Annotated in this window: 22 protein-coding genes; 5 read left to right on the top strand and 17 right to left on the bottom strand. The window is 33.9% G+C overall.

Features of this window, described 5'->3' with window-relative positions:
- Positions 1-109: 109 nt before the first annotated feature.
- The 10 genes from ABH961_RS16805 to ABH961_RS16760 form a co-directional block, all read right to left on the bottom strand.
- Positions 110-1,255 (bottom strand): hypothetical protein, encoded by a 1,146-nt coding sequence (locus ABH961_RS16805; RefSeq protein WP_098079603.1) that lies wholly within the window; start codon positions 1,253-1,255, stop codon positions 110-112.
- On the bottom strand, positions 1,252-2,589 hold the full coding sequence (locus ABH961_RS16800; RefSeq protein ID WP_098079602.1) for a F390 synthetase-related protein: 1,338 nt from the start codon (positions 2,587-2,589) through the stop codon (positions 1,252-1,254). Before ABH961_RS16800 ends, ABH961_RS16805 begins: the two co-directional genes overlap by 4 nt.
- Complete coding sequence (locus tag ABH961_RS16795) at positions 2,582-3,433, bottom strand: MBL fold metallo-hydrolase (protein WP_098079600.1); 852 nt, start codon at positions 3,431-3,433, stop codon at positions 2,582-2,584. The genes ABH961_RS16800 and ABH961_RS16795 overlap by 8 nt, the downstream gene beginning before the upstream one ends.
- Positions 3,430-4,416 carry an NAD-dependent epimerase/dehydratase family protein gene (locus ABH961_RS16790; RefSeq protein ID WP_098048349.1) on the bottom strand — a complete coding sequence of 329 codons (987 nt, stop codon included), beginning with the start codon at positions 4,414-4,416 and terminating at the stop codon, positions 3,430-3,432. The genes ABH961_RS16795 and ABH961_RS16790 overlap by 4 nt, the downstream gene beginning before the upstream one ends.
- A complete protein-coding gene (locus ABH961_RS16785; protein ID WP_141500211.1) occupies positions 4,413-5,576 on the bottom strand; it encodes an ATP-grasp domain-containing protein in 1,164 nt (387 codons plus the stop codon). The genes ABH961_RS16790 and ABH961_RS16785 overlap by 4 nt, the downstream gene beginning before the upstream one ends.
- Positions 5,566-6,555, bottom strand: a complete 990-nt coding sequence (locus ABH961_RS16780) for a beta-ketoacyl-ACP synthase III (RefSeq protein WP_048544797.1) — start codon at positions 6,553-6,555, stop codon at positions 5,566-5,568. Before ABH961_RS16780 ends, ABH961_RS16785 begins: the two co-directional genes overlap by 11 nt.
- A gap of 677 nt (positions 6,556-7,232) precedes the next feature.
- Positions 7,233-7,877: a hypothetical protein gene (locus ABH961_RS16775; RefSeq protein ID WP_098079598.1), complete on the bottom strand. Its 645-nt coding sequence runs from the start codon at positions 7,875-7,877 to the stop codon at positions 7,233-7,235.
- A 91-nt stretch (positions 7,878-7,968) separates the two neighbouring features.
- A complete protein-coding gene (locus ABH961_RS16770; protein ID WP_098079596.1) occupies positions 7,969-8,382 on the bottom strand; it encodes a DUF6892 domain-containing protein in 414 nt (137 codons plus the stop codon).
- Between the two features lie 171 nt (positions 8,383-8,553).
- On the bottom strand, positions 8,554-9,312 hold the full coding sequence (locus ABH961_RS16765; RefSeq protein WP_098124343.1) for a DUF975 family protein: 759 nt from the start codon (positions 9,310-9,312) through the stop codon (positions 8,554-8,556).
- Positions 9,313-9,677: 365 nt separating this feature from the next.
- Entirely contained in the window at positions 9,678-10,598 is a 921-nt protein-coding gene (locus ABH961_RS16760) for a class I SAM-dependent methyltransferase (RefSeq protein WP_404519685.1), read from the bottom strand.
- Positions 10,599-10,814: 216 nt separating this feature from the next.
- Here ABH961_RS16760 and ABH961_RS16755 point away from each other — a divergent pair, with 216 nt between their 5' ends.
- Positions 10,815-11,396 (top strand): ATP-binding protein, encoded by a 582-nt coding sequence (locus tag ABH961_RS16755; protein ID WP_141499146.1) that lies wholly within the window; start codon positions 10,815-10,817, stop codon positions 11,394-11,396.
- 150 nt (positions 11,397-11,546) lie between these two features.
- A complete protein-coding gene (locus tag ABH961_RS16750) occupies positions 11,547-12,665 on the top strand; it encodes an LPXTG cell wall anchor domain-containing protein (protein ID WP_048566079.1) in 1,119 nt (372 codons plus the stop codon).
- A gap of 64 nt (positions 12,666-12,729) precedes the next feature.
- Here the strand turns inward: ABH961_RS16750 and ABH961_RS16745 are convergent, their stop codons facing one another.
- Together ABH961_RS16745 and ABH961_RS16740 are read right to left on the bottom strand one after the other, a co-directional pair.
- Positions 12,730-13,401, bottom strand: coding sequence for an ABC transporter ATP-binding protein (locus ABH961_RS16745; RefSeq protein ID WP_000202604.1), 672 nt, complete (start codon positions 13,399-13,401; stop codon positions 12,730-12,732).
- A complete protein-coding gene (locus ABH961_RS16740; protein ID WP_098048344.1) occupies positions 13,401-14,465 on the bottom strand; it encodes an ABC transporter permease in 1,065 nt (354 codons plus the stop codon). The genes ABH961_RS16745 and ABH961_RS16740 overlap by 1 nt, the downstream gene beginning before the upstream one ends.
- A gap of 185 nt (positions 14,466-14,650) precedes the next feature.
- Here ABH961_RS16740 and ABH961_RS16735 point away from each other — a divergent pair, with 185 nt between their 5' ends.
- Entirely contained in the window at positions 14,651-15,274 is a 624-nt protein-coding gene (locus ABH961_RS16735) for an ArsR/SmtB family transcription factor (protein ID WP_088122595.1), read from the top strand.
- Between the two features lie 69 nt (positions 15,275-15,343).
- Complete coding sequence (locus ABH961_RS16730) at positions 15,344-16,603, top strand: MFS transporter (protein WP_098847762.1); 1,260 nt, start codon at positions 15,344-15,346, stop codon at positions 16,601-16,603.
- 186 nt (positions 16,604-16,789) lie between these two features.
- Here the strand turns inward: ABH961_RS16730 and ABH961_RS16725 are convergent, their stop codons facing one another.
- The 4 genes from ABH961_RS16725 to ABH961_RS16710 all read right to left on the bottom strand — a co-directional run bounded on the left by ABH961_RS16725 (position 16,790) and on the right by ABH961_RS16710 (position 20,474).
- The gene (locus tag ABH961_RS16725; RefSeq protein WP_098706660.1) at positions 16,790-18,166 is read right to left on the bottom strand and encodes a sensor histidine kinase; all 1,377 of its coding nucleotides are present in this window, start codon (positions 18,164-18,166) and stop codon (positions 16,790-16,792) included.
- A gap of 1 nt (position 18,167) precedes the next feature.
- Positions 18,168-18,845 carry a response regulator transcription factor gene (locus tag ABH961_RS16720; protein ID WP_088110328.1) on the bottom strand — a complete coding sequence of 226 codons (678 nt, stop codon included), beginning with the start codon at positions 18,843-18,845 and terminating at the stop codon, positions 18,168-18,170.
- Positions 18,846-19,026: 181 nt separating this feature from the next.
- Positions 19,027-19,866 carry a YitT family protein gene (locus ABH961_RS16715; RefSeq protein ID WP_000747489.1) on the bottom strand — a complete coding sequence of 280 codons (840 nt, stop codon included), beginning with the start codon at positions 19,864-19,866 and terminating at the stop codon, positions 19,027-19,029.
- A gap of 338 nt (positions 19,867-20,204) precedes the next feature.
- On the bottom strand, positions 20,205-20,474 hold the full coding sequence (locus ABH961_RS16710) for a 2TM domain-containing protein (RefSeq protein WP_048544779.1): 270 nt from the start codon (positions 20,472-20,474) through the stop codon (positions 20,205-20,207).
- 274 nt (positions 20,475-20,748) lie between these two features.
- Between ABH961_RS16710 and ABH961_RS16705 the strand changes: the two genes are divergently transcribed.
- A complete protein-coding gene (locus tag ABH961_RS16705) occupies positions 20,749-21,003 on the top strand; it encodes a SunI/YnzG family protein (RefSeq protein ID WP_000900575.1) in 255 nt (84 codons plus the stop codon).
- Positions 21,004-21,180: 177 nt separating this feature from the next.
- Here the strand turns inward: ABH961_RS16705 and ABH961_RS16700 are convergent, their stop codons facing one another.
- On the bottom strand, positions 21,181-21,822 hold the full coding sequence (locus ABH961_RS16700) for an ATP F0F1 synthase subunit alpha (RefSeq protein WP_098079575.1): 642 nt from the start codon (positions 21,820-21,822) through the stop codon (positions 21,181-21,183).
- Positions 21,823-21,902: the final 80 nt, after the last annotated feature.

Raw genomic sequence — 21,902 nt, 5'->3', positions numbered from 1 at the left:
TATAAAATAAATTATTAAAAATATACTATATAAACCCCATAACATAGGTAGTGCAGCTACACTTAAATAAAGAGTTCCAGGTAACAAGCAATCCTAAAAGTCTTTTTGTTTAAAAGCGATGTTTTTTTGCCATCGGTTCTATATATATATTTAATATCCACATTAATACTTTCCATACCTTTTGTTGGCTAGGTGGTAGATGATCGTTATATACATAACTGTATTCAATCTCCTGTGTTGCACCACGATTTCGTTTGAACTCTCCAGCCCCAGCACTACAATGGCAAATTAAATCTTTTTCGATAGAATCCATTGTAATAAGGAGGGAAAGTATACGGTATAAACCTTGTTGCTGGTCAGAGTTTGTATTATAGCCAAGGATCGGCGTTGTCATAACTCCATCCCGAATAAAATAAGCAATAACACCATCAATTGTATCCCCTTTTTTTATGGCCTTTATCTCAAATAAACGATGCTGAAGAGCATTCCATAAATAAGCGGGTGTAAACATTGGGTTATGGGCGGAATATTTTTCGATATATAGTTGGTTGTATAAATGGGAAATTTGTAAAATATCCTCCTTTGTTAATTCTTCATTCGTAATGATTTCATAATTGCTTTTCTCTAATAAGCTTTTATCGTTTAATAAGTCTTTTCGTTTTTTTCGATTCATTTTTTTATAGTGTTTCGGATCAAATAAGTATATAGAACGAGACATAATTTTCTTGTAACCTACTGTAGATAGTGCTTCTGTCGTTACAGGATATAATGCATTATTTAAAGAGCGAAATAAAATTGTATGCTCTGGAAATTTCTCAACAAATAGATTTGTAATTTGTTCGATTTGTCGTTCGTTGATAGAGTGATAAAGGTTTGTTGAAAGCATCCAATTATTTACGACAATTACTTTATTAATATTCGTTTGTCGTAGCCAACTTCCCATAAGATGAATCGGATAGGTTAATAGCTTCTCTAGCCACGGTTTTTTCAACTCCCATAGCTCTTCTAACGCATAAGATACGTAATGTGTATAAGGAGAACATACATATGAATTTTCGAACTCTGCGTTATTAAGGGTAACTGGCAAGATGAGATCATCGATTTCTAATAGAAAGAGCTCCGTGTTAACATTTTCAATACATGCTGTAACGCCCTTTTGAAAAAGAGGCAGGAAACTATCTCGCACATATGCCCCATCTTTTTTTGATTCCCAATCAATGCTATGCAAGGAATGAACATCGTGTAACTGAATCATTTATGTTCACCACGCCTTACAAGACTTTCTATTCTTTTTAATTTTTTATCATATACTTGAATATCGTAATGGGAAAAGAAAAAATGTGGTATCGCACACTTTTTAGTAGACCATAGTGTATGTAACTCTTTCATTACATTTGATTTACATAATTCCAGATTTTCAGGTAGTGCTTTAAGTTTAATTTCAATTTTGTCTACGCTATGCTGTATTACTTTAAATTCTTGAATGTCACTAGATGCAAACAAAATTGCTCTTCTAATGAAATCTGGAAAAATAGATATTTCTTTATTATCCAATTCACTTATTCCAATAAATATATCGTCACATCGACCATCAATTCGTTCTAGCGCTAAAAAAGGTGAACCACAGCTGCACGGCGTTTTCTTCTCAATTAATATGTCATTGAGACGATAGCGTATAATCGGCTGTGTTTTCCTCATGAAATCAGTAATAATGGGAACGAATATCCCTTTCTCTTGATCTAAGTATTCTTTTTCAATATGAACGAGATCTTCATTAATGTGTAACGTCCCCTGCTTGCAGGTGGTAGCAAGAAAACCTTCTGTACATTGGTAAACTTGGTGTACTGTTTGCTTAAAAGTTGCACAAATAAACTCTCTATCAATATCTTCAAGCACTTCTGCTACAGAGATAATTTTCTTAGGACAAATCGTAATGAGTCCTTCTTGCTGCCAGTCAGCAATGTTCCGTAACATAGACGGGGGTGCAATTAAAATAGAGGGCTGTATTTCATTTAATCGCGTGATATGCTGCTGAAACGAATCTAGTAAATCAAAAAAATGAAATGAGATTCGCTTATTTTTTGTCGCTTCGTATAAATTGCTATTTGCACGTAAGAAAAAAGCAATCGTGTGTTTATGTAGAATGCTAGAAGGAAGCACCTTTCCAATAATCGAGCCAGCCCACAACGTTTGTTCTTCCTCAGAAACGAGAAAAACCCCACGATTTCCACTAGTACCTGATGATAAACCGACAGTTATATTACGAATGGTTGGTGAGAAATTCCGGGTCTTTTCTGCTTCAAATGCTACATGAAACGCTTCTTCCTTTGAAATATGGGCTGTATTTAATATATCAAAATGTTCCATCATTACTTCTTTATCAATAATAGGAAGCGCAGCCAAATTCCCCTTTTGAATTTCATTTGAAAACGGCGTATATAATTGGCGATAAAAAGGAGACGCCTCTATCGTAAACAAAAGATGTTTTTCTATTTGTTGTTTATGAAACTGTTCCAACTGTTTACGATTTGAAAATCTCGAGCCATATTTTGTTTTCAAGTATTGCTTGAGAATTCGTAGTTTATTCATAGTACACCCCTGCTTTAATTTTATCCCATGTATGTTCACAATGAGTTGGTACAATTTCAATCTCAGGTGATGTTTGTGATAAATGGTGTAACTTCTCAATATTCTTTCGGTAAGATTTTGGATCGCTCGTTAAAAGGTTGGCAATCTTACTAGGAAATACAAGGTTTTGATACGTTTTACTTAGCCACACTGCGTCTGCACAAAGAAAAACAATTTTATTACTCTGCAAATGGACGAATATACCAAATTGACCAATTGCATGTCCTGTTAAGTCAACAGCAAATAATGAGCCATCATCAAATACATCATACCCCTCTTCAAACTTTCCATATGTAGAAGGTAAGTTTTGCGGTGGAGTTTGATCAATGAATGACATCCTCTTCTCTAAATCCACCGGCAGTGTATCTTTTAGACACCCTTTTAATAGAGCACCAAATTTACTTCTCTTTTTAATATCCTCATAAGCTTTTGCGAAGGTTAATATTTTCGCTTTTGGAAAGTCAGGTAAACCAGCTGTATGATCGCCATGAAAATGAGATAGAATAATATATTTAATTTCTTCTGGCTGAATACCATCAAGAAGAAGTTGCTCTTTAATAGATTGCTCTTCCGTAAAATGAACAGGCGTAAGTTTTGCATATACAGAGTAAGGGAATTTTTTTGTCGCCTCTTTAAAATGTCCCGCATATCCAGTATCAAATAAAATATATCCTAATACTGGATGCTCGAGTAACCCTACTGTAGCAGGAAAGCATATTTGTTTCCAACTTCCCTTGGAGTATGCAATTTTTTCTGGATGTGTGCAATATCCTGTATCATATAGCTTTAAAGATTTGATTTTCATTGTATTTTCCACCAGTCTACAAATTTTGTAATTCCTTCTTCTATACTGATCTTTGGAGCATATTCTAGTTCTTCTTTAGCTTTATCAATATTTAATGTCTGGCTTTTTGAAAGGACACTAACAGTATATTTTGTGAGAATAGGTTCTTTTCCGAATAAAATAGTTTTTGAGATTCCTTCTAGTATAGCAGCTAGTGAAAAAGCGGTTTTGTAGGAAATTTTTTTATATTTTACTTCCTTATCAAGACGCTTCATTACATTTTCTATAACCTCATATAAATTTACACGCTCGTCATTTGTTATATTGTACTTTTGCCCTAATGTATGTTTTGGGGAATGCATACAAAGAAGTAAAGCATCTACAACATTCTCAACATACGTAATATCAACAAGAACATCTTCAGTACCAATTCTCGGTAAAGCACCCTTTTCACATACTTTAATAAGACGCGGAAGAATCGCATTATCTCCTGGTCCGAATAAAGCGCGCGGGCGTATTGTGATAACTGGTAAACCATGCGCGAAAGCTTGATCAATAGCTTGTTCAGCCATGTGCTTCGTTGTTGCATAATGATTTACAAATGTATCAGGAAGTTTCGCGTTTTCAACTACATTTTGTCGCTCATCATAATAGAAATAAATACTTGGTGTTGATACGTGGATCAGGCGTTTTATACCGTACTTTTGACACCCCTCGATAATATGTTTCGTTCCTAACACATTCGCATTATAAAAATCTTCATATTTGCCCCAAGGGGAAGAAAGTGCGCCGCTATGAAAGATGTAATCTTTACCTTTACAAACTTGTAGCACACGATCCCTGTCTTCAAGAGGACAATGAACAAACTCAATTCCATTTTGTTCTAATACCTTACCGATTGTTTTATTTCTTCCCGTTGCCGTTACTTCATGGCCCATATTTTTCAGTCGAAAGGCGAGTTTTTGTCCTAGAAAGCCCGTTCCACCAGTTACTAGCATTTTCATAAATCTTCACCATCCCACGATATGTCATATGTTGTTTGTTCTAAAATAGTCCGTTCCTGTTTATAACTTTCACGCCACAATTTATACATGCTAAAAAACTGATAAAAAAATGGTTTCCAATCATTGTGGCGATAAACGATATCTGGATAAGAGCATAGAACTTTTAACCATCGCTTACGTTTTTGTTTACTTTTTAAATAAGGAAATCCATATAGAAGCATCGCTAACCGAATTGCACACTCAGAGTTTGGTCTTGGAATGAGTGTATTGTTTACCTTTTCATGAAAGAAGGCCGGCAATATTTCCTCATCGAATAAATGTAATCCACTTGTAGTACGTGGATTACATTCAATCGGAATCACATCTCCATCCTCTGTAACGATAAAATCAAAAGCAATTTGTCCTGAGAAATTTAGCTCTTTTACAATATGTCTCACAAACTGATCAATTTTAGGTTGATTCATATGCTGAAACGCAATGGTAGCACCTAAGCCTGCCGTAAATTCCGTTTTATACGTAGCGTGAGCTAATACTTCCCCAGATTGTGCGATACTGTAAGAACAATGCTGCGTTCCTCGTATAAACTCTTGCATAATATAATTCGACTTATCTATCATGCTTTCTTTTAGAGCATCCTCTTTTGTAATAAATTCCACTTTATCAGAAAAACGGGAGAAAATCGGCTTTCGTACAAAAGGAGTATGAGCTGGCGTTTTGTGCATCATTGAACGTATCGCTTCTTCATCATCTATTCTATATGTTGCAGGTACTTGCCACCCTAAATTCGCTACGAACTGAATAAATTCCCACTTATTATGCAGTAATGATAGCTTTTGAAAATCATCTACTAATACATGGCAAAATGCGCTTAATTCTTCTCTATATTTAGATATATAAAACACTTCTTCACAAGTAGGAATAAGCAAATCCACATTGTGACGTTTAATAATGGATAGTAGCGCACGGATACTTTCTTTTGTTTTCCACTTTGGAGAAGGAATTTCATAAAAGTAATCCGTACTCTTTGAAACTTTACTTAATGGATACGGAATACTATCTGCAATAATAACGGTATGTCCAGCGTTATGAAACAGTCTGCATACATGCAGAGTTGCTGGTGCACGTGCCCCTGTAATTAATACTGTTTTCTTAGTATTCAAGAAGGATGCCCCCGATTGAAAGTCCTGCAGAAGTACCTAATAGTAGTATTTTATTTCCACGTTGCACTTTCTTTTGCTTAATCGCCTCGAAAAGAGCGACTGGAATAGATGCGGAAATCATATTACCGTAGTCTTCAAAAATGGTCATAAAGCGTTCTTCATCAACCCCTAATTTTTTACGAATGAGTCTCATAGCTGGTCCACTTGCTTGGTGAGGAACAATTAAATCAATATCGGCTAGCGTATAACCAGTATCCATAAGTAGCCTGTCAATAAACTTCAACAAATACTTAGAAGATAGTTTAAAAATGGCTCTTCCATTCATATCGAACAAGAAGTCTTCTTTTCGTTCCTCACTATACTCGCGAGGATGAATCATCGTTCCACCGCCACGAATTTCTGATAAATGCGCACCAGAGCTATATGTTTCCATATGGGAAGCAATAATAGAAGATGTATGATCGCCTTTTGTTATAACAACAGCTGCCGCACCGTCACCGAATAAAATACTGCTTTCATTTTGTCCCCAATTTAATCCAACAGAAGAAATTTCAGAAGAAATAATAACAACATTTTTGTATCTCCCGCATTCCATTGCGTAAGAAATTGTATCAAGTGCTGTTATGAAACTTAGACATGTTGAATTGATATCAAAACATGGAATACCAGAATGCTGTAGCCCGAGCTGTTCTTGAATAAGTGATGCTGTAGAAGGAATCGCTTGTTGAATCGTTCCGCTTCCGCAAATAATACAATCGATATCATCCCAAGTTAACTTCGCATCTTCTACAGCTTTTTTTGCAGCTTCTGCCCCCATATAAGAAGACGTTTCCCCATCAACAAAATATCTTGTTTTTACCCCAGCTTTTTTTAATGTCCAGCCTTCTGGCACATGTAGCATACGATCTATTTCAAAAGAATCTACCTTTCGTTTTGGAAGATATGTGCCAATTCCTTTTATACTAATATACCTTTTCATTCTCTATCGCCTCTTAATCTTTTTATAAATTTAAAAATCATATACATCTAAACATTGTTGTGGATACATACAGAAAGTATTTTTATAAAATCCTGCTATCCCCTTATGTACTTCTAATCATATTTCTCTTCAAAAAAGAGCAAGCTCTCTACTTGAGAACTTGCTCTTTTTGCATGAGAATTCTTCAAATACATACTCTAGAAAAAAACTTTTATATCAATTTAATTATATTATAACAATTATCCGAAAATATTTAATAGTATTTTTTGTAAATAAAAGTGAAAATGTGGTATAAACTTAAGTGAGATGGTAGTTTATTGAGCAGCAAATATACACATATAGAGTGTACATACAACTCATTTCAACATCTTCTTTTCCCTTTTTGTTTCCATAAAAGTTACTGTAATTTAAAACCTAAAGTATGTATCTCCATATCTTTTATACCTATTTACTATTCTATTGAGATTGAAATATGATAAATCAAACTGAGGTAGTAAATTCAAATAAAAAATCTACTACTTTTGCAGAAGAAATCTTCATTAACTTCAGATGTAATCATATTTGAATAGTAAAAGAACGCTATTTTTTTAATAAGAATCGAGTTTTTTACGCTTGATTGCAATTAATATTTTTCAGTTAATAGATGTGTAGCCATATACCTATCAGTAATCTTTGTATTAACAATTATGCGTAACTTCTATCTCATTATTAGCATAAATTGTTCCGTAAGTAGCACAAAGTAACATTCCACCACAAACCTCACTACTCACTTGAAAGTTTATGTTATCTTCAAATGTATCTATACTATTAGGTCTAATTGTATCTACAAGTTTTTTGAAATCAAGAACCGGTAAATATTTCGCTATGATTTCATAGCTTAATAAATTATCTTCATTATTATATGCATTATATTTCTGAATTTCTCTATAAATCGGACTTGGACTATACGGATCATATTGCAATTGTCCATTTTCATCTTCGAATTTTTTTATTTCTTCTTTTACTATATAATCTGGATAATCTTCACTACTTTCATCTTCATCACCAAATTCCCAAAATGGATATTCTATATCACATAAATGCGTTATAATCCACATTAGAAATTGCTCATTTATAAATCCAACATTGGTTTCTAACTCTTTGAATCTATTACCATAATATTTTTTAGCTTTTTCTACTTTTTCTTCTTGAGTCATATTATCCGTCGCCCCTGTTATATCACATCCATCTAAATCTATAAAAATGCTATTGAATTTACCTAAAATGCCCAAATCAACAGTTTTACTCCAGTAGCCTTCACCATCTTTATCGATTATTATCATAATATCCTCCATTCTGCTTTGTTCGTTGCATAAGAAAAAGTGACTCTTTCTTAATAAGAATCACTTCCATTATTTTATAACTTTTCCCTCATTAATCCTCAATTTCAATTCCAGCTTGTTTAAATGGTTCTAATACTTTTGGGTAACACATTGAAATATATTCCACTGTTTTTAGATTGTTTAAATTTTGAAATCCTTCAACAGATATTACATCAAACAAACTGTCTTCACCATCCCAATCTGGCTTTAAGATATGATAAATTTCATTTCCTCCATCAAAGCAAAGGGATTCAATCTTTTCCAAATCACTTGTTTCCAAAATTAACTCTTCTAAAAAAGCTCTAATTTCAACAATCGGGCCAGCTCCTGAATACCATTCGAAATTATTCGTATACTTTTCTATTAAGTCTTTTAATTCTTTTAAAAATAATGGCTCTTTATCTAATAAAGCATCAATTACTACTAATTTAAAATTAAAATCCTGAAATATCTCACTCTTCCCCATTTTAAATCCCTCCAATGTTATAATATCCTTACCCAAATTATTATAAGTAAAACATATCCAATTGCAGCTACTTTATTTCTTTCAATATCATATTAAAAAGGGATATGCTTAATTGCATGACCACAATCGAGAAAATATGCATTAAAAATATTTTCTTACTAATTATATTCTTTATATACTTACCTTCGCTTCTCTAGCATCCTGTTTCTTAATTAAGTCTAAGTAAAAATGCGAGACAGTTGTGTTGTAATAAGGAGAAATAAATATGAATGACAGATTAAATGTAAACATACCTATAAATGCTGTTAATAAAAACCAACCAATAAAAGATAACCAAAGAACAAATAACTTGAACTTTTGCCCTTTCATTATTCTTTTACTCTCCCTTAGTGCTTCACTTGCTGTATAATCCGGATTCTCTATTAAAATATAATATGCCATTGAATAAGAAAAATATTTAATAATACCTGGAACAATTAATAACAGGCTCCATAAAAATAGAAAAATAGCCTGCAACAATCCTAATTTCATTGATTTAAACAAATTGTTCTTCCTAAACCCCACAAATACATCGTCCACCTTAGCATCTTCATTTTTACCTAAGCGTAAGGTGAAAACAGAATAACCATAATTAAAGATACCTTGTATGACACTGTAAATTAAGAAACAAATCAGTCCTATAAAAACATAACTTAGTATAAGTAAAACTAGTGCTGTTGGATCTACTTGTGGTTGCCCACCAATTGAATAAATCAAGAAAACATCCAAACCAATTACCCCAATAAACAGGCCAAATATTAAATATATAAAACTAGCGATCACTGATGCACTTAAAGTTGGTACAAAATAGTATAACGCCGATACCCCTATACTTACTCCCCATTTCCCATCTAACGAATTAAGTGCTGCTTTCTTTAAATTTCTGATCAAACTTGCACCCTCCTTTTTCTATAATTTAGTTAATGAAAATTTTACAAATAAAAGAACTTGTAGCAAGCCCCACTACAAGTTCTTTTAGCTAAACATTTTAGCTTACCAAAACAAAATATACTTTCTACACAATCGGGGTTAATTTCTAAAATATGGTTTATTAAAATCATTATATAACATAATTGTGAATATTTGTTGAACATTCCGTTTTTGTGATAAATCCTCCAAAAAAATTCTTCCTTATGTTCATCTAGATGTAGTAACTCATGTAGCAATATATCTATCATTATCTTTCTCAATAAATCCTCTCCTCTTGTTTTCCACAAAAAAAGACACAGAGATTCCTCCCCATGCCTACTAACCCTCTACTTCTTCACCGCATGCACATAATGTACCGTCTCAAAAGCTTTTAAATAATCGTTTCGTCCTTCAAAATATAATGTATTTATGTCTTCTGGCGATAAATGCTCATAAATGAGTAAGCCCGCCTTCTCTAACAGTGCTTCCATTTCGGTATACGAAAAACACGATTTCATCGGTTCTCCACCTACTGCAGCCATTTTTACCATATTTTCAACTCGATTGGACAGTCCCTTTTCTGTAAATAAGTTTTCATCCGGATAATCGAATACGATAGAGCTCCCCTCTGGAACCATCTCGAATAAGTATTCTATTAAACTAGAAAGCTCCTCTTTCGTTAAATAGTACGTAACACCTAATAGGCTAAAGAACGTCTTTTGGTTTTCAAATCCTTCATTTACTAATGTTTGCTTCGAGAAATCTTTAGTGAAATCCATCGACACAAAATGAAGGTTGTTTGGAATTTCATACTCTATTTCTTTCACTCTTTGTATTTTAAACGCTTGCGTATAAGGGTGATCCACTTCAAATATTTCAATTTTATTTTCTAATTCTCGATGTCTAAAACTAAATGTGTCTAAGCCCGCACCGAGTATGATGCATTGCTTTGCGCCTAATGCAATTTCATGTAGTAATACTCTTTCACAATATGCTGCGCGTGCCAAAGGTGTTGGTGATAATTGAACTTGTGTAATCCATTTTAATATTTCTTTCGGATTATCTCGAAACCGCTCAGCAATGTCTGTATTGAAAAAACGGATCCCTTGAACCATATTCGTTTCAATATCGTTACGTTCTTTTTGTGAAATAAAATCTTTAGCTACATAATCATCAAAGATTTTAGGACGATCAAATTCACTATGATACGCCCTTCCGAATGCTGATACTAACGACGTTACACTTGCTTCACCTTGTTTCACGCACATACACTCTCCTTCATTTTCACAACAAAAATAGGGTTCCCCTGGCCAGGAGAACCCTATTTTACACTTTATTTTCACATTGGTAAATTATAGCATAAATAAGTTTTTTTGTCAAGTTTTCAGCCTACTAGCACTCCGAAACTTTGTATATTCTCTGGCAGGAAAATTGTCGATTCACACCGAATATCCCAAATGATAACAATACATATGGAGGCCAATATGAAACGATTAGTGATCATTACCGTAGGAAAAACACACAGTGGAAAAACTACATTTGCTAAAGAACTAGAAAAAGAGTTACCCCACGCTTTCGTTATGGATCAAGATAACCAAGCTGAATTCATTAACACGCATTATGAAAAATTACAGCCGGACGAAGGCCCAAATACATTTAAACACGGTCTTTCGAAATTCATTGTTGATTATGCAAAAGAACATACAAGTTTACATCTTATTATTTGCAACTCAAATAGAAGCCGAAACGGCCGGATGTATTTGCTAAATGAATTGTTTCAGAAAGAGGAATATGTACGTATACTCGTTCATTTTGACATTCCAAATGATGTACTTTACGAAAGAGTAGCTCGAAGCACGCGAAGTACCAATATTTTTAGAGGTGATTATTGTAGTTTCAAAGAAGTACTCGATCGACAACAGTCTGAATCACTTCACGAGGATGTGGTAAATCCTATAGAAAACGAGGCTGATTATTTGTTTGTTATTCGTAATCGTAAGGATGTAAACTCTACTATAGAAGAAATTGTTCATCTAGCTAAAAATCTCTCCCCTACCCAAAAATAATAGACTATAAGTATTACATAATGATAGATTATTATGCAAATACTTCCTCTAGACATCGTACATGGTATATAATGATAAGATAATCTACTTCTATATGCTCAATTTTACACAAAACAGCTCATGCATATGAAAGAAAAGAGGTATAAAAATATGAAAACAAAACAAACAATCGCTGCGTCTACACTAGCTTTAGCAATGATTGCTGGCGCAAACTCTGCTCATGCGGAAGTAACTGATGCTACTCCTCAGCAAAGTACGGGAGATCGATTAGCTGAAATTAAGCAACATAGACAAGAGTTAGATGCGAAATTGCAGCAACACAAAGAAAACGTGGATCAAACATTGAATGAACTTAACAAGGTTAAGGAAAATGTTGATACGAAGGTTAATGAACTACATGAGCGTAAACAAGTTGCTGATGAAAAAATTAACGAAATGAAACAACGTAAACAAGAGTTAGATGCAAAACTTCAGCAAGACAAGCAAATCGCCGAAGATAAAATCGCTGAAATTAAAGAGCATAAAAAACAAGTAGAAGATAAAGTTGCTGAAGTGAAAGAACATAAGCAAAATATCGATAATAAGGTTAATGAGATTAAAGAACATAAACAAACTGTCGATGAAAAAGTGAATGAAATTAAACAACATAAAGAAAATATCGATCAAAAGGTTAATGAACTTAAGGAAGTTAAAAAACAGGTAGATGAAAAATTAGCTGAGTTAAAGAAAGCGAAACAAACTGCTGAGGACAAACTTGCTGAGCTAAAAGAAAACAAGCCGAATACTGGAAACACGTTAGAGGAACTTAAGAAAATTAAAGGCAATTTAGATAGTCTTTCCGCTAACTTAGAACTAGCTAAACAAGATGTAAAAAACAAACTAGCTGAATTACAAAAAGCTAGAGAAGATTTACTAAATAAAATTAACGAAATGAAACAAGCGAAACAAACTGTTTCAGACGATTTAACAAAGAAAAAACAAGACTTAGATATTAAAATTAACGACTTTAAACATACTGAGAAAAAAATTGATGACAAATTAGCTGAGGTACATACTACGAAGCAAAATGTAGATAACAAAATTAATGAAGTATCTCAAGCGAAACAAACTGAAACAAAGACTGGTACTACAAACACAAACAATAATGCTAGAGAACTCCCTAACGCTGGTAGTGAGCAATCAAACAATATGGCTTTAGGTATGTTATCTGTCTTAGGCGGCGTTTTATTAGTAACACGAAATAAAATTAAAGCGTTATTCTCAAAATAAGGCCCTTATAACTATATTTTATAAAAAGGACAACCGCACATTTATGTGCGATTGTCCTTTTTCTTTATATTAACTTCCCATCTCTAAGCGTCAATATACGATCACATACATCAAGCATTCTTTCATCATGCGTAATCATAATTGCTGCTTTTTGACTTTCTTTCACTTCACGTTTCATCATTTCTACAACTTCACGTGCGCGTTTTGAGTCTAAGCTTGCAGTTGGTTCATCCGCTAATATTAAGTCTGGGTTGTTCATGAACGCACGAGCGATTGCTACCCTTTGTTTTTCCCCACCAGATAGTTGATTTGGATAATGATTTTTTCTTTCACCTAATCCAAATGCCGCTAATAAATGATCCGCACGTTTTTCTGATTCTTGTTTGTTTTCTTTTTTAAGCTTTGCAATATAAAGCAATTGCTCTTTTACATTTAAATATGGAACAAGATTTGCGAATTGGAAAATGAAGCCGATTTTTTTCAAACGAATGTCTGTCATTTCCTTTTCTGATAACTTCGTAATATTTTGCTCACGAATGTAAATATCCCCTTTTGAAGGTGATAATAATGCACCTGCGATTGATAATAACGTACTTTTCCCTGATCCAGAAGGACCGACGATTCCGATAAATTCTCCAGCTTTCACATCAAGCGACATCGGATGAAGGGCTGTTACTTCCGTATTCCCTTCTCCGTACACTTTACTTACTTTGTCTAATTTTAATAATGAAGTCATTACATTCCGCCTCCAATTGCTTCTAATGCATCAACTTTTAATACTTGGTATAACGAAATAAGTGTTCCTAAAATACTAATTACGATGAAGATTGCTGCATATTGTGCAATCATCGGTGTTGTTAATAAGAACGGCATACCCGCTGGTAAAATTTGTTCTAATCCTTGTACAAGAACAATACTGATTACCATCGCAACGACTGATAAGAATAACGCCTGCACGACTAAGCTATTTGCTAAATAAGAGTTTTTTGTACCGATTGCTTTTAATACACCTAATTGCTGTGTTTTTTGCAATGTAATGACGTAGAAGAATACACCGATTAGTAACGCAGCGATAACAAGTAAGAATGCAATGATCATCGTTAATGTTCCTTGCTCCTCTTTAAATCCGGGAATACTTTGTAGTACTTCTTTTTTGTCGATAACATGTGCATTTTTAATTTCTTTATCTGTATTCAGCGCAATCGCACTATAATCTTTTTGGTTTGGTTGTGAAATAGCTCCCCATACGTCTTCATTTACATAAACGACTGGTGTATGGCTAAACATTTGATCTTTCGTAAATCCAACGATTGTAAATTCTTTCTTTGAAACAGGATCAATAATTGTATCTCCAATATCGATTCCTTTTTCTTTAATTGATTCATCAGCAACCATTTCGTTGTTTGCTGTGCCTAATTTCTCACCTTTTACAATTTTCGGTTCTAAAAATGAATCACGTTCACTTGCGAAAATAGCGACATCCACTTTTTTCGAACTATCTTTCTTTTCATAAGTTGAAACTTTCACACGAAACGGAACGGCCTCTTTCTCGCCTACTTGATTTACTACGTTATCTACATCTTCTTTCTTAATTTGTGAACGAAGTAATTTATTTTCCGCATCATCCGCTAATACAAATTTATTTGCCTCCATATTTTGAATCGATGAAGCATTATCATATGATAATCCATTTGCTAATCCTGAAATAACAAGAACTAAAAATGATAATAACACCATAATAAGTCCGATTAATCCATATCTTAATTTTGATTGTTTTAATTCACGCAGAGCTAAAAACATTTCGCTCGCTCCTTCCTCTTACTTTCTATACGCTTATCATAAAAAAGAAATATGAACGGAATATGAACAGAAGATTACAGAGGAGAAGATTTAATTTTCGGAAAGTATTGAAAACAATCAGAATCCTTGATACAATTCAGTCAAATAATCTTGACCGAGTAATTTTATTTGAGGAGTTGATCTTGTTGAAGCCCATGTTAACAATAACTACTTATAGCCAACTAAAAGCAATAAGCGATCCACTTCGTGTCGAAATGATGATGCGTCTATGCGAACGTCCTTATACAGGACAACTACTATCTGATAAATTCGGCATTCCAAGGGCTAAAATTCATTATCATTTAAAAGAATTAGAAAAGAATGGTTTTATAGAAATTGTTTATACAGAAGAAAAGAATGGCATCATTCAAAAGTTTTATCAATCTGTCGCTAGAGGCTTCACCCCTGCCGCGGACCTATTACCTCATTTAGAAATATTAAGCGAATCAGGTCGCCAAATCTTTTTACAAATGACGGAAAGAACGAAAAGCCATATTCTCGCTGCACCAGAAGAAGCTTTTACATTACGAAAAGTAAGCGAAGATCCAGCTGAGTGGAATTATGTTTCATCTTGCTGGGAGTTTGATGCCACGCCAGAACAATTTCAAGTGTGGGTGAAAAAATTTCATGAATTAATGGCTGAATTAAATGATATCGCAAAAGACGCGGATAAAGATCCAAATAGTAAATCTTATTACATTTCTACTACTGCACTACAAATCGATGAAAAAGCAATGCAGCGCTTTGTGAAAAAAGAAGAAAAATCGTAATACGATTTTTTTTACTTAAACGGTCAAATTTATTTTACCAAATAATTTTTTTATAAAGGAGTAGATTAAATGGACATATTAAAAAACCGGAATTTCCTCTTATTGTTTTTAGGGAGAATTTTTACAAACATAGGAGATAGCTTGTATTATGTAGCTGCGATGTGGCTCGTATATAAGCTGAGTGGTAATCCTTTTTATTCTGGATTGGCTGGTTTTCTTACATTATTACCTTCTGCATTACAATTTCTTACTGGTCCATTCGTTGATAGATGGTCAATAAAAAACACCCTCGTCATTACACAAGTTCTGCAATGCATGCTTATTTTAATCATTCCTATTACACACTACTTCGATCTATTAACAGTTCAACTACTACTCATCATCATGCCCATCGTAGCCTTTATCGAACAATTCGCCTATCCCGCACAATCAAAAGCTTTACCACTTCTACTTCATAAAACACAACTATTAAAAGGAAATTCACTCTTTTCATTTGCGTATCAAGGCATTGATTTAATTTGCACGACGATTTCTGGCATATTAGTAGCACTACTTGGCGCAATCACTTTATATGTAATTGACTCTATTACATTCGCGATTACTGCCCTTTTGTTCTTTTCATTGAAAATGCCAAAGCAAGCAGAAACCAATACATCACTTTCAACTAAACAATATTTCTCTGATTTAAAAGAAGGTTTTTCGATCGTCTTCCGTTCATTAATGGGCGTATTCTTAATCGGTTCAGTAGTCGCTAATTTTTCAATCGGTATGACGATGGCGATACTCCCTTCTTTCGCTGATTCTTTAGGAGGCGTGAAATCATATGGCTTCTTTTTAGCCGCTATATCAGCCGGCAGTTTAATTGGAGCATTATTCAGTTCATGGGTTGGTAAACGTAATGTTGGCCGTGTCTCTATTATTGGCTTTGCGACTGGTGCTATCTTTTGGTTTCTCTCTACGATCGTACCGTTTCAGTGGTTGTCTATTCTCTTATTCGGTCTAGCCTGGATTCCAATTGGTGCAACCAACATATTATTTGCGACAATTAGTCAAATTGTAATTCCAAATCAGTATATTGGACGCATTAACTCAGTTATGCGCAGTATGGGCACAATTGCTATGCCGCTTGGTTCTTTAATTGGTGGATACGCCGCAAATGTATTTAGTAGCCAACTCATTTTCGCGCTCGCTAGCATCGGTATTTTATTTATTTCTCTCGTATGGCTACTTCATCCAAAATTACGAGCATTGCCGAAAGCTGATGAGATTACAGCGGATACTTTTGGGGTTCGGTTTAAAGTAGAGCGTGGGAAAAGTACAGCTTTATAGCAGAAGTGGCAGTACGTGAAATTTATATCAGCGATTTTTCAAATATGTCAGCTCAACTCGGATTATATCGGCGATTTTCATAATATATTGGCGCAACTCAAATTATATCAGCGATTTTCCGATTATATCGACTTATCGACAAAAAACGACAAAAAGAAGAGGCTGTTCCCAAACAGCCTCTTTTATCTATTTCGGAAGCTCCACCTGAACAGTCGTCCCTTCCCCTTTCGTACTATACACTGAAACTTTTCCGTTATGCAGTTCCACAATTTTCTGCACGATTGATAATCCTAAGCCACTACCTTCTATGTTTCTCGCTCTTGCAGTATCTACTTTGTAAAAACGATCAAATATACGGTCCATTTCTTCTTTTTCCATACCAATTCCGTTGTCTGATATAGAGATCATCACACTTGATTCTAATTCTTCTACAACAAATTCAATCGTTCCAGCGTCGTTTGAAAACTTAATGCTATTCGTAAAAATATTACTCCATACTTGATGAAGTAAGTTTTCATCGCCTTGTATTGTAATATCCGGCACATCAAATTCAACGGCGATATCTTTTTCACGCCATTTCCATTCGAGCATAAAAATGACGTCTTTAATTTGCTTTTGTAGATTGAATTCTTTTATTTGTAATACTTTTTCTTCTTTATCTAAAGAAGCGAGCGTAAGTAACTGTTTACATAAACTAGACATTCGCTTACTTTCGCCCTCAATAATTTGCAAGTAATGGTTTCTTTCTTCCCCACTCATCTCTTCTGACTGTAACGTTTTTGAGAACCCTTGAATAGAAGAAAGCGGCGATTGGAATTCGTGAGAAACGTTAGAAACAAATTCTTGTCTCATCTCATCTAATTCTTTAATACTTTTCGTCATTTTTTGAAAATTAGTTGCTAATGTACCAATTTCATCTTTTCGATTTCCATCTAATTCGATATCATATTCACCACTTGCAATCTTTTGCGTCGCTTTCGTAAATGTACGAATGGGACGAACGATATAACCTGCTGCAATCGCAATAAAAATAATACTTAATAAAACGATAAACCCTAGTAATACCGCTAGAAAAATTCGCATCTCACCAAATTGTTGCTGAATGTCAGGACGAATGAATAAAGCGTACTGTTTATCACCGTGTTGTACCGGCACACCGACACTATTAATTAATTCATTATCGAAAAACCCCGTAATAAAGAGGCGTGTTGGATATGTAGAAACGCCGTTAAACGTTTCCCCTTGCAACACTTTATGAACAGTATCATCGCTAATAGAGGTCTTACGAAACGCATTGCCAATACGCTTTCCATTCTTTTGATCATCGACAATATAAATTTCATATCCTAACTTCGCAATAGACTGTAAGTATGCCTCTTGATTTTCTTCACTTTGCTTTTCATATAACGATTTTACTTCTACCGCATACATTAAAATCTTTTCACTATTGTACGGTTTTAACTTCACTTGATAGTACACATTCGTTAATAAAAAACCGATAATACTGCTAAGTAACATGATTCCAACCGTCATAAAAACAAATCTAGAGTATAGTGATTTCATTTTATTTCAACTCCAACTTATAACCGAGTCCGCGTACTGTCGTAATTTGAAAATCATCTGTTCGTTTTGAGAAACGATCTCTCAGTCGCTTCACATGAACGTCAACCGTTCGTTCGTCTCCTTCAAAATCCATTCCCCATACTAATTCAATTAGTTCTTCTCTTGAAAATGTTCTTCCAGGATAACTAGCCAGTTGCGATAACAATTCAAATTCCTTTAGCGGTAGTAAAATTGTTTGACCGTTACACTTCACTTCAAACCCTTTTCGATCAATAGTCGTTCCGTGCAGCGTAATCATATCAGCACTCAGCATTTGATAACGGCGCAATAAAGCTTTCATACGGAAAATGACCTCAGCTGGCTCAAATGGTTTTACAATATAATCGTCCGTACCAGAAATGAATCCTTTTTCTTTATCAACTAACTGATCTTTCGCAGTTAATAAAATAACCGGTATATCATGATACTTCCGGATTTCTTCACATAACGTATAGCCATCAACAAACGGCATCATAATGTCTACGATCGCAAGGTGAATATTCTCTTTCTCTAATACGTCTTGCGCTACCTTTCCATCTTCTGCTTCAAAAACTGTAAACCCCTCTTTTTGTAAATGGTAATGTAACAACTCTCTAATATGCTTATCATCATCAGCTAATAAAATATGTATCATCTTCATTAAACCCTCTCTTGTTCATCCTTCTACATTTCTTACATTAAGAAACAATTGGTTTTTTTGCAAGAAAAAGAAAAACAAACCAACATTTTAAGATAAATAAAAAGAATCTATTTTGAAAAAAGATTATTCAAAATAGATTCTTACGTTTTAGTATTAAGATTATTTTAATGAAAAGTAATTTCTATGCTTTAGAAATATCAACGAATCCTTCTCCAAATACGTCACGAACATCGTGTATAGCAATGAACGCAGCCGGATCTGTAGTTTGAACAATCCGTTTTAGCTTGACTACTTCTTGCTTATTAATAACAACATAAAGAATTTCCTTCGGAGTTTTCGTGTAATAGCCATGACCTGAGTACACAGTAACCCCTCTGCCCATTAAGGTAGTTACCTTCCCGGCAATTTCATTCGGGTTATCAGAAATAATCGTAATGGCTTTCTTCGGATTTAAACCTTCAATTACAAACTCCATCACTTTCGTTGCTACATATAGCATAATAATTGTTATCATCAGTTTTTCTGCACCAATGATGAAATAAGATGAAAACGCAACGATTAAATCGAAGAACAGTAAACCATAGCTAATGCTCCATCCTAAATATTTATGCGTCATCCTTGCTAAAATGGTAGTACCTGCTGTTGTTCCGCCAACTCGAATAATAAGACCAATCCCGCACCCAATAAATATTCCTCCAAAAATGGCATTTACAAGCATTTCATCCGAAGTAATCGTCCAACCTTCTGTCAAATGAAGAAATAGCGAGTTCGTAACTACAGCGATAATTGTATAAATTGTTGTAATCTTATTTAAAAATTTATAACCAGCTATTAACAAAATCGCATTTAAAATTAAGTTAACTAAGCCTGGTGACCATTCAAATAAATAATACGTAATAATCGTGATACCAGTTACTCCACCCTCACCAAACTCGTTCGGGATAACAAACAAATTGACACCTAACGCAAAAAGAAATGCACCAATAATAATAAAAATAATGTCTGTCGTTCTTTTTTTCATACAGTACCTCACTTCTTATGTAAATATTTATTCTGTCATAAACTCTCACCATTATATCGTGGAATATTCAAATCGAACAGTGGTTTATTTTTATTTTAATATAGGATGATAAAACAACTTTATCCTATATCCACATGTAATTTAAAAAGTAAAACAACTGTATTTATTATGTACTACAAGTAAAGTTTTGATTTCACATGCAGTTGATGCTAAAAAATGAATATGAACACTCACTCGTACAAACTTCGAATACAAAACAAATAGGCGAAGCTATAGAATAGACTTCGCATCAAACATGTTATCACAGAGATTTATATTCATACATTCCAGAAATAAATTTACTTATCTTTCTCCATATATTCTTTAATCTTTCGTTCTTCCCACTCTTTTCCGAATATCCCAACTGGAAAAGTTGTCAAACCATGTATAACGATACCGATTCCCCAACCTGCAAGTGGATATAAAAACCACAATTTACTGGAATCAGAGATTATATTTATAATAAAAAGCATTACGTTCACTAGTATATACACCGTTAAATGAATGTAAAACGCTTTTAAATTCTCCACCCTTTTTTTAGCTCGTAAATAATTCTCATCTTGCTCCATATATAAACACCTCTTTCATTTTTGTATTTTTTAAATTCGCTCCGATTTAAACATCATATTCTAATCAAAAATCTCTTATTCTCAAAAATTCACAAAATAAAAAAGATCGTCTTCATTTCAGGAAGATTGCAGGTGCTAGTGGATACCCTTTTTTGTTCGTAGTACGATACCTTGTGAAAAAATTGAAAAATCAAACTTCACAATAGAAATAAACCCTTTAAATCTGTATAATAAAATTAATAGACATATTTTAATACAGAAAGGTTTTGGTAACATGCTAGGTATCGATATCAAAAAAACAGATGGAGAATTAATTATTTCATGGCAACTAGCTAAGATTCAAATTCCATTAAGTGAAATTATTGAAGTTACAGAAGATGAAACCTATGCTGGTGTAGAAGAAGAAAACGTAATCCGAATTGGAACAGCATACGCTACAACAGACCGGATTTTAATCAGAACAGTAAAACAAAATTATCTATTATTTACGACCAATAGAGTCTCAATTTTGAATAAAATCAATGCATAAGCAATAGGATAAAACACTTGTCTATATGGGTTTATTCGATTCAACTGTATACCCGCATTTTAAAAATTATTATAGATACAATGATGTAAAAATAAACAAAAAGTACCCAGCAAATGATCATGTGTATGACAATTTGCTGGGTACTAAGGGATATATTTGTTAATTACAGAATTCTAATTAAGACCAAATCCAAACATCATCATTATTTTCAACATTGCTCTTTACCTCATAAACCTTTTCGATATGATCCGTAGTGTTCCAGTTAATAGAACTTCCACCCCAGCCCACATACTTCATATCAATTTTCACTTTCTCACCCGTATTAAATACTTGTCCCTTCGTTAAGAAAACATCAATAATCACTTTCTTCCCGTTTAGCGATGGATACTCCACTACGACATATTTAGTAGCACCGTCTCCCTCATCTTCCATCGTTCCTACTTTTGCTACTTCCCCAATTACATAATCAGGAGAACCATCTTCTTTTATATGCATACCTAATTTATTTGACGTATTTTCAACTGTATTTGCAATCATATATTCAGTAAAATTACGCATCATAGATCCAGTAGCTTTTACTTCATCTCCTACTTTCACGTTTGAAAGAGAATCTATATACACACTAACAAGTTCTTCATACTGCTTAGATTTAACAACAATTACACCGTTATCTACTTCTACTACTCGTCCTTCTAACGTTGAAAAATTCGATTCAATAGAAGCTGCACTCGCTTTTGTTACTTCTAACCCTGGTAAATTCGTTCCTGATAACGCTGCGATCCCTAAAGCACCTGCTAAAATTATTTTTTTCATACCCATATGTAACCTCTCCATTCATGATGATTTTATTTTTGATTGGATACGACCAACCTGTAACTATTATAGTTACAGGTTATAAA

The organism is Bacillus sp. RC251 (assembly GCF_044908765.1).
In the GTDB taxonomy this organism is placed as follows: domain Bacteria; phylum Bacillota; class Bacilli; order Bacillales; family Bacillaceae_G; genus Bacillus_A; species Bacillus_A wiedmannii.
The sequence above is the reverse complement of the archived record's forward strand: the minus strand, read 5'-3'. Positions and strand labels throughout refer to the sequence as shown.